Origin of the sequence: Neisseria sp. HMSC065D04, assembly GCF_001815675.1 — a bacterium.
GTDB lineage: Bacteria > Pseudomonadota > Gammaproteobacteria > Burkholderiales > Neisseriaceae > Neisseria.
Map to the genome: position 1 here is coordinate 20374 of NZ_KV821518.1, position 13390 is coordinate 33763.

Annotated in this window: 12 protein-coding genes and 2 pseudogenes; 3 read left to right on the plus strand and 11 right to left on the minus strand. The window is 50.5% G+C overall.

What is annotated here, in order from left to right; translation table 11 throughout:
- Nucleotides 1-117 precede the first annotated feature (117 nt).
- Together glyS and HMPREF3050_RS06825 are read right to left on the minus strand one after the other, a co-directional pair.
- Nucleotides 118-2181 carry a glycine--tRNA ligase subunit beta gene (glyS, locus tag HMPREF3050_RS06820; protein WP_070774220.1) on the minus strand — a complete coding sequence of 688 codons (2064 nt, stop codon included), beginning with the start codon at nucleotides 2179-2181 and terminating at the stop codon, nucleotides 118-120.
- Between the two features lie 588 nt (nucleotides 2182-2769).
- The gene (locus HMPREF3050_RS06825; RefSeq protein WP_070774221.1) at nucleotides 2770-4227 is read right to left on the minus strand and encodes a transferrin-binding protein-like solute binding protein; all 1458 of its coding nucleotides are present in this window, start codon (nucleotides 4225-4227) and stop codon (nucleotides 2770-2772) included.
- Nucleotides 4228-4551: 324 nt separating this feature from the next.
- Between HMPREF3050_RS06825 and HMPREF3050_RS06830 the strand changes: the two genes are divergently transcribed.
- The 3 genes and pseudogenes from HMPREF3050_RS06830 to HMPREF3050_RS14840 all read left to right on the plus strand — a co-directional run.
- Nucleotides 4552-5082: a tyrosine-protein phosphatase gene (locus HMPREF3050_RS06830; RefSeq protein ID WP_094113352.1), complete on the plus strand. Its 531-nt coding sequence runs from the start codon at nucleotides 4552-4554 to the stop codon at nucleotides 5080-5082.
- Between the two features lie 143 nt (nucleotides 5083-5225).
- Nucleotides 5226-5843, plus strand: coding sequence for a PAQR family membrane homeostasis protein TrhA (locus HMPREF3050_RS06835; RefSeq protein WP_003768595.1), 618 nt, complete (start codon nucleotides 5226-5228; stop codon nucleotides 5841-5843).
- A 15-nt stretch (nucleotides 5844-5858) separates the two neighbouring features.
- A pseudogene (locus HMPREF3050_RS14840) lies at nucleotides 5859-5921 on the plus strand (transposase); the annotation flags it as partial.
- A 232-nt stretch (nucleotides 5922-6153) separates the two neighbouring features.
- Here HMPREF3050_RS14840 and rplS read toward each other — a convergent pair.
- The 9 genes and pseudogenes from rplS to HMPREF3050_RS14850 all read right to left on the minus strand — a co-directional run.
- A complete protein-coding gene (rplS, locus tag HMPREF3050_RS06840) occupies nucleotides 6154-6519 on the minus strand; it encodes a 50S ribosomal protein L19 (protein WP_003679470.1) in 366 nt (121 codons plus the stop codon).
- Between the two features lie 13 nt (nucleotides 6520-6532).
- Entirely contained in the window at nucleotides 6533-7282 is a 750-nt protein-coding gene (gene trmD, locus HMPREF3050_RS06845) for a tRNA (guanosine(37)-N1)-methyltransferase TrmD (protein ID WP_003740829.1), read from the minus strand.
- Nucleotides 7282-7791: a ribosome maturation factor RimM gene (gene rimM, locus HMPREF3050_RS06850; RefSeq protein WP_070774223.1), complete on the minus strand. Its 510-nt coding sequence runs from the start codon at nucleotides 7789-7791 to the stop codon at nucleotides 7282-7284. Before rimM ends, trmD begins: the two co-directional genes overlap by 1 nt.
- A gap of 18 nt (nucleotides 7792-7809) precedes the next feature.
- Nucleotides 7810-8058 (minus strand): 30S ribosomal protein S16, encoded by a 249-nt coding sequence (gene rpsP / locus HMPREF3050_RS06855; protein ID WP_003740833.1) that lies wholly within the window; start codon nucleotides 8056-8058, stop codon nucleotides 7810-7812.
- 76 nt (nucleotides 8059-8134) lie between these two features.
- Nucleotides 8135-10528, minus strand: coding sequence for a bifunctional acetate--CoA ligase family protein/GNAT family N-acetyltransferase (locus HMPREF3050_RS06860; protein WP_070774224.1), 2394 nt, complete (start codon nucleotides 10526-10528; stop codon nucleotides 8135-8137).
- 368 nt (nucleotides 10529-10896) lie between these two features.
- A pseudogene (locus HMPREF3050_RS14845) lies at nucleotides 10897-10959 on the minus strand (transposase); the annotation flags it as partial.
- A 26-nt stretch (nucleotides 10960-10985) separates the two neighbouring features.
- Nucleotides 10986-12401 carry a HAMP domain-containing sensor histidine kinase gene (locus HMPREF3050_RS06865; RefSeq protein WP_070774225.1) on the minus strand — a complete coding sequence of 472 codons (1416 nt, stop codon included), beginning with the start codon at nucleotides 12399-12401 and terminating at the stop codon, nucleotides 10986-10988.
- Nucleotides 12402-12416: 15 nt separating this feature from the next.
- Nucleotides 12417-13094 (minus strand): two-component system response regulator MisR, encoded by a 678-nt coding sequence (gene misR, locus HMPREF3050_RS06870; protein ID WP_070774226.1) that lies wholly within the window; start codon nucleotides 13092-13094, stop codon nucleotides 12417-12419.
- Nucleotides 13095-13169: 75 nt separating this feature from the next.
- On the minus strand, nucleotides 13170-13390 hold a 221-nt coding region (locus tag HMPREF3050_RS14850), incomplete at its 5' end, for a hypothetical protein (RefSeq protein WP_094113353.1).

Genomic DNA, 13390 nt, shown 5'->3' on the forward strand with positions numbered 1-13390 from the left:
CCTTGTCCTGATTTAAATTTAATCCACTATAGATTCATAGAATCAAAAAGGTCGTCTGAAAACGTTGGGCAAAGCTGCTTTCCCGTCTTCAGACGACCTTTTGTTTACGGCTCGATATTATTCGCTCAAGAGCGCAATATCGGCTACCGCGTTCATCTGCTCTGCCAAGCGGTTCAGCAGGTTCAGGCGGTTTTGTTTTACGGCGGAGTCTTCCGCCATCACCATCACGCCGTCGAAGAAGGCATCGACTTGCGGTTTGACGGAAGCCAGTTCGGACAAGGCGGTTTGGAAATTGCCTTCGGCAACGGCGGCGGCGATTTTCGGCTGCAAGCCTTGTGCGGCGGCGTACAGGGCTTTTTCTTCGTCTTGTTGCAGCAGGCTTTCATCGACTTCGCCCAACTCTGCATCGGCTTTTTTCAGCAGGTTTTGCACGCGTTTGTTGGCGGCGGCGAGCGCGGCGGCTTCGGGCAGTTGTTTGAACGCGGCAACGGCTTGCAGTTTGGCGGTCAAATCGCCCAAACGGCGCGGCTGTTTGGCGAGTACGGCGGCGACGATGTCTTGTGGATAGTCGTTTTGCAGCAACACGGCAAGGCGCGCCTGCATGAAGTCAGCGGTTTCAGACGGCGTTTTTTCGTTGAGCAAACCTTTGGGGAAGCTGTCGAAGGTCGTCTGAATCAGCTCGTTTACGTCCAAACCATACTGCATCAGCATCCGCAAAATACCCAAGGCGGCGCGGCGCAGGGCGTAGGGGTCTTTGTCGCCGGTCGGAATCAGACCGATGCCCCAAATGCCGACCAAGGTTTCCAGTTTGTCGGCCAGCGCAACGGCAGTGGCAACTTTGCCGTTCGGCAGGTTGTCGCCGGCAAAACGCGGCTGATAGTGCTGCTCGACGGCTTCGGCGATTTCTTCGGTTTCGCCGTCCAAGCGGGCATAGTATTTGCCCATCGTGCCTTGCAGTTCGGGGAACTCGCCGACCATTTCGGTAACCAAGTCGGCTTTTGCCAAACGCGCGGCGCGTTCGGCTGCGGCGGCATCCGCGCCCAAAGCCTTGGCGATGTGGGCAGCGATGCTTTGCAGGCGTTCGATGCGTTCGGCTTGCGAGCCGATTTTGTTGTGATAAACCACGTTTGCCAGCTTGGGCAGGCGGCTTTCTAAAGTCGCTTTCTGGTCTTGCTTGTAGAAGAACTCGGCATCAGACAGGCGCGCGCGCAAAACGCGTTCGTTGCCTTGAATGATATGCGACGGGTCTTCGGTTTGTAGGTTGGAGACCAGCAGGAAGCGATTCATCAGCTTGCCGTTTTGGTCGAGCAGCGGGAAGTATTTTTGGTTTTGCTGCATGGTCAGAATCAGGCATTCCTGCGGCACGGCGAGGAAATGTTCTTCAAAACCGGCTTCCAATACCACAGGCCATTCAACCAGCGCGGTCACTTCGTCCAGCAGCGCTTCATCGGCGGCAACGGTTGCTTTCAGACGGCCTGCCTGCTCGTTCAAGGCCGTCTGAATGGAGGCTTTGCGCTCGGCAAACGAAGTGACGACTTTGCCTTGCTCGCGCATTTGGGCGGCGTAGCTGTCGGCGTTTTCAATGGTAATTTCTCCGCTGGAAAGGAAGCGGTGTCCCAAGGTTTGATTGCCGCTTTGTAGACCCAAGACGCTGACGTCCACGATGTCGCCGCCGTGCAGCACAATCAGCCTGTGAACGGGGCGCACGAAGGTAAATGTGCTGCTGCCCCAACGCATCACTTTGGGAATCGGCAGTTTCTTAACCGCTTGATTGATAATGTCTTCCAAGAGTTCGCCCAACGGTTTGCCGGTTTGGACGTATTCGTAGGCGTACACATCCTGCTTGCCGTCGTGGACGATGGTCAAGTCTTCGATTTTCGCCCCCGCACCGCGTGCAAAACCTTCCAAAGCCTTGGTCGGCGCACCGTCTTTCATGGCATTCGCCACGGCAGGGCCTTTTTTCACGATTTTCTGATTGGCTTGCACGGCTTTAACGTTTTTGATTTGAACGGCCAAACGGCGCGGCGAGGCGTAGGCGGTATATTCGGCTGCGCCGTCAATCAGTTGCGCTTTTTCCAAGCCTTCGGCAACAGAAGCGGCGAAGTGGTTGCCTAAATTATTCAGGGCTTTTGGGGGAAGTTCTTCGGTGAGAAGTTCGATTAAAAGGGTTTGGGTTGTCATGTGAGACTTTCTGCTCTTTACATTTGTCGGTTTTAATTTCGTTGAAGCGGATACTTTCAGACGACCTTTGGCTGGAAACCCCGTCTTGGTTTGATTTGTCTGAAAGTTTGGTGATAAAGCCATCGGATTCACGCGCCGGTATGGTGTGCATTGCCGATGTCTGTTTGATTTGGTGCAGATTATGCCACAATTTCGCCTTTTCTGCGGCGTGATTATTAGAGAAGTTGGTAATAGAAGCGGGCAGAGGGTAATGAAGATAGGGGATAAAGCTGCCGGATAAGGATAACTTCCTTGTTTTGCCCTGATTTCAAATCAATCTGTCGCTGCATTGGGTGATCGTGTTATACGCTTTTATAGTGGATTAAATTTAAATCAGGACAAGGCGGAAGCCGCAGATACAGTACAGATAGTACGGCAAGGCGAGGCAACGCCGTACTGGTTTAAAGTTAGGCGAGGTAACGCCGTCCTGGTTTAAAGTTAATCCACTATATTTTGGTGCGGGTGTGTTTGGCAGGTTAAAAGAAAAAGGTCGTCTGAAACTGCAAACAGTCTTTCAGACGACCTTTTTAAAGGAGACGGTCATTAGGATTATTGACGTTTCGCGCCGTAACCGCCGATGAGGTGTTCGCTGCCGTCTTGGTTTTTCAGACCGTAAGTACCGCCGATTTCAGCAGCTTTTGCACCGTAGAATTTACCGCTCAAATTACCTTTCAGACCTGCTGCGGCTGCTTCAACCGAACCCAGGAAGAGGTTGCCGTTTTCCCATTTCGCCGTACCTTTCATGTCGTACTTCGCATCGGCTTCGCTTACGCGGCGGCCGTTGGCGTCGAGGGAGTGGAATTGGGAATTGGCAGTTTCAAAGCGTACGCCTTTTAAACCAAAATCGACGATGGCTTTAACATCCGCCGTCAGCTGACGGCCTTGATCACCTTTTACAACATAGGCAGTAGTCAAGCCGTTGTAAGTTGCCGTACCTTTCTCCGGTAGATCGGTGAACTTAGTCTCATCGCCTAAGCTTTGATAGCCGTAAATCACACCGGATTTCGGATCAATGTAGTGGGCGAAAGTTTGGTAAGTCCAACCGGCAGCGGCAGGATCGTGCATAACGATCTGCGTACCATCGACAAAGCGGATGACGTAGATGCCGTCGAATCGTTTGTCAAAAACCAAGCCATCGGCATCAGTGCGGAAATAGGCAATTTGATTCATGGAATCTTGAGTATATTTTGTCAAACCTGCACGAAGTTGACGTTTAAAGTCATACAGTTCTGACAGCTCTTTGATCTTGGCTTCAATTTCTGCGATTTTGTTTGTATCAATACCGTCGGTACCGCCTTCTTTTGCTTTTTTAAGGTTTTCCCGTTCGGTCTTCAATTGTTTGAAGATTTCGATAATACGGTCGTCCAAAGTTGATTTGCCGTATTCGTATTTGGTATTTTTTTCGCTGCCATCTTGTTCGCTGATATCGGCTTTTGTGTTGCCTTTGGAATTGATTTTTGCGATGAGGGAATCGGTGGTTGTCCATTCAGGTTGCGTTGCACTGCCATTCGCATTTTTATTGAATAGTACAATTCCATCCAATTTCACTTCATCGTTGGCTTTAAAATCTAAAGAGCTGATCAAGCCGCCTTGATCTTTGTTTTGGTTGTCCGTTTGGAATTGTTCTCCTGTTTCTTTTTGGCGCAATTGAACATTTGGGTTGTTTTGTTGCGCACTGGCTGAAGAAATGAAGCTGGTGTGCAGCGGTGTGGAAAGGTTTAAAGTTTCTAGTGGAGCTTCATCAATCAGACCGGCGAGGTTATCGGCATGATTGTTGCGAGGTGCTGCGGCTGCTACGGTATTGCCATTATTGTTGTTGGTAGCGCTGGGGGCGGCATTGCTTGGGCTGCTGTTTTTAGCAGGGCTGCCGTTGCCACTTGTGCTGGTTGATCCGGTGGAAAGAGTGGATGCGCCACCGCTGCCACCGCCGCCTCCACAGGCAGACAGGATTGCCGCGCTGATGGCGGTTAAGATGATGGTTTTGATTTTAGTGTTGATTGCAGACATATTGTCCCCTTTTTTGTTGATTGGAATGGTGCTTTTTTATCAAATGGCATAAAGTATTATCATAGATATAATTATGACAAAAATAAACTGTTTTTTACATTTGTTGGGATAATTGTCCATCGATATGCGGTTTGTGTTTGATTTGTACGACATAAAGGTCGTCTGAAAATGTTTGAAGCTGCCGGTTGCGGTTGTCTGCTTTAATCGGGCTTCGTTTTCAGACGACCTGCCATTACAATCACGTTTTATTTTAGAGAAGAATTTATGCGTCATTTTGTGTCTGTAATTTTGTGTTCATGTTTCCTCGCTGCGTGCTCCACTCCTATGGCTCCTCAAGATATTTCTACTGCTTCCGCCCGTTGGGCGACTTTGGTAAAGCAAGATGCTAATTTGTACCGTATTGACGATAAGCTTTACCGCAGTGAGCAGCCGGTTGCAGAAGATGGGGAATTGATTGAGCAACTCAGTATCCGTAGTGTGATTAATTTGCGATTTTTTGATCGGAACGACAACGAAACACATTTAAAAGGCCGTAATTTGATGCTGCTGAACCGTCCTTTGTTGACGTGGAAAATTAAGCCTAAAGATATCGCGCAAACTCTTTTCTTAATTGAAAAGCAACAGAAATACGGTCCTGTATTGGTTCATTGCTATCATGGGGCTGACCGTACAGGTTTGATTTCCGGAATGTACCGTATTATTTATCAGGGTTGGTCGGTGGAAGAGGCCAGGTTGGAAATGCAACATGGTCCTTATGGTTACCATAGTATCTGGAAAAATATTGAGAATTTGTTTACCGAAGAAAAGGTGCAGGAGGTGCGCGAACATTTGGAACGTCTGCGAAAAGAGGGATGATGTTGAATGTAAGGTGAGGTCTGGATTAGGCGTCTTGGAATGATAACGGTGTTGGTTTTAACTTATCTTTATCATTTTCTTGCGCTTACGGTATTGTGTTTGGCGTACACTTTGCCGGTCTCTTCAAACTAAGAACGATTCTTATGTATCACGGTGAACGCTTTAATGCGTATACTCATTTGATCGGCGCCATGCTGGCTGTTGCGGCATTGGTGCTGATGATTATTAAGGCGGATGATTCATATCGGCTTGCCAGTGCGATTACTTATGGTGTTTGCCTGTCTTTGCTGTATCTGGGCTCAACGTTGTATCACAGTATTCCTCAACCTAAAATTAAGGCTGTCTTGCAAAAAGTGGATCATTGCATGATTTATCTGTTGATTGCAGGCAGCTATACCCCGTTTACCTTGATTCCTCTTAAGGGAGAATGGGGTTGGTCGCTTTTCGGTGTGTCGTGGGGCTTAGCATTTTTAGGGATTATTCAAGAGCTTACGATAGGGAGAAAGAGTGAAAAACGGCTGTTGTCCATGATTATTTATGTGGTGATGGGATGGTTGATTTTGGTTGCTTTATTTCCATTGGTTCAATCGCTTTCATCTGCCGGGCTGTTTTGGCTTGCGTTGGGTGGTATATTGTATAGCGTCGGTATCTATTGGTTTGTGAATGATAAAAAGATTAAACATGGTCATGGTATTTGGCATTTGTTTGTTCTTGGTGGAAGCTTGGCTCAATTTGTCTGCATCTATTTTTATGTACTTTAAGAGGCTGACGGTTTGTATAGTGGATTAAATTTAAATCAGGGCAAGGCGACGAAGCCGCAGACAGTACAGATAGTACGGAACCGATTCACTTGGTGCTTCAGCACCTTAGAGAATCGTTCTCTTTGAGCTAAGGCGAGGTAACGCCGTCCTGGTTTAAAGTTAATCCACTATAGAATAAGTTGTATCAAGGTTTTTGTTGTAGGACGGTAACCGAAATCTTATCTGTAATTGAATTTACTGCCGAATGATAGAAAGATGATGTAAAAAATCCCCACTGAAAAGTGGGGATTTTGTTTTGCAATTCTTTTGCTTAACCTTTACGGGCAGGCAATTTTTCTTTAATACGGGCAGCTTTACCGGTCAGGCCGCGCAGGTAGTACAGTTTGGCGCGACGGACGTCACCGCGGCGTTTTACTTCGATTTTTTCTACGGTAGGGGAGTAGAGTTGGAAGGTACGCTCAACGCCTTCGCCGCTGGAAATTTTGCGGACGATGAAGTTGCTGTTCAAGCCCCGGTTACGACGGGCGATAACAACGCCTTCGTAAGCTTGCAGACGGCTGCGTGAACCCTCTACTACGCGTACGGAAACGACTACGGTGTCGCCCGGTGCGAATTCGGGGATTTCTTTGTTCAGGCGAGCGATTTCTTCTTGCTCTAATTGTTGAATCAGGTTCATTGTTTTTCCTAAATTATGATTGGATTTCCTGTTGCTCTTGCAAGATTTCTTTTAAGAGGCGGGATTCCTTTGGGATTAAACTGCGCTTTTCCAGCAGGTCTGGTCTGCGCTCCAGGGTGCGCCGCAGCGATTGTTTCAACCGCCATTCGGCTATCAAGCCATGATTGCCCGAACGCAATACGTCAGGGACGGTCATGCCTTGGAATTCTAAAGGTTTGGTGTAATGGGGGCAGTCTAATAGGTCGTCTGAAAACGAATCCTGTTCGGCTGACTGTATGTCGCCCAATACGCCGGGTATCAGTCTGAGTACGGCATCCATCAGCATCATGGCGGGTAGCTCTCCGCCGGAAACGACAAAGTCGCCTATGCTGATTTCTTCATCTACGCTGCTTTGCAGCAGGCGTTCGTCAATTCCTTCGTATCGTCCGCAAAGCAGTATGAGATGCGGGGATTTTGCAAGCTCTACGGCTTTTTTGTGGGTCAGCGGTTGACCTTGCGGACTAAGGTAGATGACTTTTGCAGGCGCTGAAGATGTTTGTTTGGCTTCTTCTATCGCTGCTTGCAGCGGCGGCGCCATCATAATCATTCCGGGACCTCCGCCAAAGGGGCGGTCATCAATATAACCGAGTTTGTTGTCGGCGAATTTGCGGGGATTGATGGCTTGGAATTGCCAAAGGTTTTGTTTTTTTGCGCGACCGGTTACGCCGTATTCGGTAATGCTGTCGAACATTTCGGGGAAGATGGTGATGGCTTGTATCAACATCAGTAGTCTAAGCCCCAGTCGGCGGTAATGGTTTTGCCTTCGGTATCGACGGTTTCGATGTAGTTGGATACGAACGGGATCAGGATTTGACCATGTTCACCATTAATCATCAAAACATCGTTGGCACCGGTTTCCATCAGGTTTGTGACTTTGCCGAGCACGATATTGTCTTTATTGATAACGGTCATGCCGACTAAATCTGCCCAATAATATTCGTCTTCCTCGGTAGGGGCGAATTCTTCTCGGGGAATTTCGATGGTATAGCCGCGCAGGGCAAAAGCTTGATCGCGATCGTCTATGCCTTCGAATTTGACCTGAAGCTCTCCGCTGACGATTTTGCCGGCTTCGAGTATTACGTTCAGGGTTTTACCGTCTTTGCTTAACTGCCACTCGGGGTAGTCCAGGAGGCTGTCGGCGTATTCTGTATTGGCGGCTATTTTGAGCCAGCCTTTGATGCCGAATACGCCTTTGATGTAGCCCATGGCTACCCGTTGTCGAGTGTCGGTCATAGCAAGATTAGCCGGTGATTAAGCAGCAGCTTTTTGTTCTTTGATCAGTTTTGCAACTGCGTCGCTGACTTGTGCGCCTTGGGCGATCCAGTGGTTCAAGCGGTCGGCTTGGAGGCGTACGCGCTCTTGTTTTTCATTGGCGACAGGGTTGTAGAAGCCAACGCGCTCAATGAAGCGGCCGTCGCGGCGGTTGTGGGAGTCGGCAACGACTACGTGGAAGAAGGGACGGTGTTTAGAACCACCGCGAGCCAAACGGATAACTACCATTTTGAGTCCTTTTGAGAAAATCGGATAGATAAGAAACTGCTAATTTTAGGATATTTTGCGTTGTTCATGCAAGTTTTTATTTGTTTTTGTTGCTGTTTTGCGGAGTGGTCAGGTTGAGGCGTGCTTGGCACAAAGTGTTGTCTTCTTCTGAAGGGGTGATGGTAAAGCCTGATTTTTCAGCAAGTTTAAGCATAGGGGTGTTGGATTTGAGTATTTGGGCACTCATGACGCGGTAGCCTTGTTGTGTTGCCGATTGGATAATCAGCTTCATCATTTCCGCTGCCAACCCTTTGCCGCGCACGTTTTCGGCAAGTGTGATGCCGAATTCGCATTCGTTGCGGTTGATACGGCTGAAGCGGCTGACGGCGACGATGAGGTCGTCTGAATTGCGCGCCGTCCATGCGGCTTCGCTGTGGTAGTCGAGTTTGCTGAAGCGTGCGAGGGTGGGGATAGGCAATTCGTTGGTATGGGTCATAAAGCGGGTGTAGCGCGCTTGCGGAGACAGGCTGCGGACGAATTGCTGTTTGGCTTCCGCGTCTTCGGGAGTGAAGGGTCGGATGGTTATGGTTTCGCCGTTTTTGAGGGTAAACGTGGCAGGATGCTCGGTCGGGTAGGGGGCGAGCACGTTTTGGATGGGGGCTTCGCTTTCGGTTTTTGCGCCCAAAAGTTCGGCGGCGGCTTCGCCGGTATTGCGGAGGAACTCGGCGGCAGTCGGATTTTTGCTGCGCAGGTATTCCGCTGCGGTCTGTACTTTGGCGGCGGCTTGTTCGAGCTTGAGGGTGGCTATATTGGTTGGTTTATTTTTGGGGGAAGGACGTTCGTCAGCATGTAAGACAAAGTCGCTGCTGTATTGGTCGCCGTTGAGGTTGAGCAGGATTTCGCCGATGTATTGCTGCCGTTGGCTGAGTGTGTTTAGGGTGTGTAGGAGCTGGTTGAGGGTGTGTGTATTGTCGAGTTGGGCGAAACGGGCGATGTGTTCGCTGTCCAGCGTAGAGAACGGCGGGAGCGCGGCGGTGGTTCTGCCTTGATGGCATACGGTCAGGATGTCGCCATAGGCGGTATGGCGTTGGAAACGGAATTGCACGGCGTTATGCACGGTGTGCTGATAAGCAGGCAGACACAGGGCTTCGGCAAGCAGGGGCAGGTCTTTTGAGGCGAGGGCTTTGGTAATGTTTCTTGCTTGCGGGGTTTTCAGACGACCTTTTTTGGGTGTGGCGATGCGTAGCTGTTCTTTTTGCAGTTGGTCGGCAATGTTGCGGAACGATACGGCTTGCAGGGCTTGTTCGGGACGGTCGAAATGCAGGAGGTCGTCTGAAAAGCGGCTGCTGACAAGCAGGGGTTTGGCAGTGTGTTTCGCCAGCATGCTCAGGGTGCGGGTTAGATTTTTTTCGTCAGGACTGTCGGCCGGGGCAACGATGGCGAGCAGGGCTTCGGTATGGGTATTTTGAAGGTGTTGGCTGGCGATGCTGTGGTAATGGGCGGGCGTGGGTGTGCTGCCGATGTAGCCTTGTCGGATGTGCGGCTGCTTGGTGGGAAATTGGAGTTTTAGGTTTTGGGGCGCACAGGTTTCCAGCCACTCGGCAGGGGTGTCGGACAGGATGTCGATGCTGTTCAGAGGGGGAAGGTCGGACAAACGCGCGTGCAGGGCGGCTTCGAGTTCGCTGCTGCTGAATGTGGCGAGGAAGTTGCAATGACGCGCAAGGCAGCGTAACACGGCTTTTTCGGTATCGTCCGAACGGTGGGTAACGTGGAGGATGAGCGGAGTGTGGCGGGTGAAATGGCGGATGGCGCTGAACAGGTTGCGCTGGTTTTCGGCTGGGTTATGCTCGATAACGGCAACTTTGGTGTGGCGGTTGTGACCGAAACGGTTGAGCCAGTCGGCAGAAGTGGTGGGGCTGAGCGGATAGTTGAGGCTGATGTGGCGTGAAATGCCCTGTCCCATTTTTTGCAGCATGAGGTTGATTTCGCTGCTGACGGAGGCGTGTCCGGTCAGAAGGGCAGTGTAGCCTGCCGGATGGTCGGGTTGGGAACTGATGTTGAGGCTTTGCGATGGAAGCTGCACGCCGGCGGGGCTGCACACGCTGATGTTGAGTTCGTTGCCGTGGTGTTTTTTGATGGCGGCTTCGGCAGTGTGCCATTCGTCGTCGGACAGGCTTTCCCAGTCTTGGATGAGGATGATGTGGCCGAACTGTTTTTTGCGGCAGGATTTGAATAGGGCGTCGTAGCTGTCGGGCGGCGTTACGGCGATGACGAGGTCGGCGCTGCCGGGGATTTTGTTGAGGTTGGTGTAGGAGGTGAGTCCCGCAACCGTGCGGTGGCGGAGGTTGACGGGTGTGATTTGACCTTGAAACGGTGCGCTCAGGAGGTTGCTCAGGATGCGTTCGCCCAAGCTGTATGGGCGTTCGCTCGCGCCCACGAGGATGATGTGGTTGGGCATGAAGAAGTAGCCGGACATGGATTGGGCGGACATGGTGCCTCCTTTTCGGTGTGTGGACGCTGCGTTTCAGACGACCTTTCGGGCGGTTTGGGTTGGAAGGGGTGTGTGATGAGTGAACGGGATTGGGCGTTCGTTGTTGGTTTTGTTATCAATGGATAGTCTGTTTCGCTGCTCTTTATGGCGGAATATGCGGACTTTAAATGATTTAATTATTCACTTGCATTATATATGACAAATGGCATAAAAGGTCGTCTGAAAGGCGGGAACGTAAGGGTTTGTTCTTTTCAGACGACCTTTTGTAGGCTTGGGGTGTGGCAATTTGTTTATAGTGGATTAACTTTAAACCAGTACGGCGTGTTGCCTCGCCTTAGCTCAAAGAGAACGATTCTCTAAGGTGCTGAACGTACTATCTGTACTGTCTGCGGCTTCGTCGCCTTGTCCTGATTTAGAGTTAATCCACTATATAAACCCCGATGGGCAACATTCATGGTCAAGAGTTTTTAGGATGCGGTTTTTCCGTTTTGCCGTTCACTTTCTTTTTGGGCAGGATAAAGTGCATTTTCAAACCATTCGGCTTGATGTTTTCAGCCATGATTTTGCCGTTGTGCTGCTCCATGATGTGTTGGGTCAGGGCAAGGCCTAAGCCAGTACCGGGTTTGCTGGCGCTGGAGTCGGCACGGTAAAAGGCGGTGAAAATATGCGGCAGTTGCATTTCGTCCACGCCGGGACCGTTGTCGGTAACGTCGACAATCCAATGCTTGCTGTCTTGTCCGATATTGACGCGGATGGTGCTGCCTTCGGGGCTGTAATTGATGGCGTTGCGGATAACGTTGTCAAACGCGCGGTACAAATAGCCTTCGTTGGCGCAGACCGTGGCATTTTCGGGGATTCTGGGTTCGACCGAAAGGGTAACGGTTTGTTTGTTCTGCTGGGCGATGCTTTGGTTGTCTTCCACGATGTTTTTCAGGAAGGGGACAAGCTTCAGGCTTTCTTTTTCCAGCGGGATGTTGGACGTTTCCAAACGGGAGAGTGTCAGCAACTCACCAACCAAGGTATCCATGCGGGTCAATTCGCCTTCCAGCCTTTTCAGGTATTGCTCCTGCTTTTGCGGCTGCGCCTGAATCAGTCCGACAATCGCCTGCATACGCGCCAAGGGTGAGCGCATTTCGTGGGAGACGTGGTGCAGCAGGTGGCGTTCTTTGGCAACGAGTTTTTCCAGTTTTTCCGCCATTTTGTCGAACTGGATGGCAAGGTGGGACAATTCGTCGTCGCGGTCGTCCACTTGCTGGGAAATACGTGTTTCAAGTTCGCCGTTTGCCACCCTGTCCATACCGCTGCCCAAGATTTTGATGGGCTTGGTAATGTTGCTAGCGAGGATGTACGCCATCAACAGACCGACGACGATGATGAAGGATAGGATGATAAATTCGTGCCAAATCGGGGCGAGCGGCAGACCCGGGATGAAGAGCGGGCTGGGTAGGCGTTGCGCCTGATGGCTGTCCCAACCTTTGATAAAGAAGAGGTATTCTTCGCCGAAACGGTCGTATTCGATGTGCGCCAAATCGGAATTGGGATTATTGATGGCAAACACGCGGGCGCGTTCGATGGTGTGTCCGTCGATATTGCGGTCGAGGATGTCTTTTTTCTCGTCGCCCAAAATGACGTAAACGGAATTGGAGACGGGGCTGTCTTCCCATTCCGCCAAAATTTCGCGCGCACCGCTGTCCCCGCGCGCCCTAAAGGCGGAGAGGATGCTGTTCATCAAAGTGGTTTCGATGGTGCGGCGTTGGTTGAATTGGTTTTCGGCAAGGGTATTTTGCACCAGCCAAAAAGAAAAACTCGCCACAAAGATTGCGCAGACGATGACTGCGCAAAATGTGGCGAAGATGCGTTGAAACAGTTTCATTGATCTGTTTTATCTTTAGTTTTTAACAAACAGGTAGCCCAAGCCCCGTACGGTCTGAATCAGCGAGGCATCGCCCAATTTGTGGCGGATGCTGGAGATATGGACGTCGATGCTGCGGTCGAATTTTGCCAGTTTGCGGTCGAGTGCTTCGATGGACAAAGTTTCTTTGCTGACGACTTGTCCGGCATGGCGCATCAGGACTTCGAGCAGGTTGAACTCAGTGCTGGTCAGCTCAAGCGGAGTGTCTTTGATGGTTGCCTGACGTTTGGCAGGGTAGAGTACGACATCGCTCACGGAAATACTGTTTGGCGCGTTGTTCGGCTCGCCGCTTTGTTGAGCACGGCGCAGGATGGCGTTGATGCGTGCCAACAGTTCGCGCGGGGTGCAAGGTTTTGGAACATAGTCGTCCGCACCCATTTCCAATCCGATGATGCGGTCGATATCGTCGCCTTTGGCGGTCAGCATGATGATGGGAACGGTGCTTTGGGAGCGGACGTTTTTCAATACGTCCAAGCCGTTCATTTTCGGCATCATGGAGTCTAATACGGCAACATCGTACTGGCCGGTCAGGATTTCGTGTACACCGGCTTCGCCGTCCGGAACGCTGTGGACGTTCAATCCTTCGGCGGTGAGGTATTCGGTGAGCAATTCGGTCAGCAAAGCGTCGTCATCTACGAGTAATACGCGACTCATGGGATTTCCTTTTCGTGATTGTATGCGCTGCGCAAACCCGAAATAAACGGGTGCGGCGGATAGTGATGGCTAATCTTAACACGCATTTTGAGTTTTTTGATAGCTTGTTTTCCTATGCTTTTGCGCTTTTTTGCATTGCAGGGACGCTGTCTTTACATTTTCAGACGACCCCTGTACCAAATCCCCAAAATATACGCCGGATACGCGCCAAACGGACGGCAAAATAATGCCGCTAAAGGCTGTGTTCGAGAAAGAACGGGGGATTCTATAGTGGATTAACTTTAAACCAGTACGGC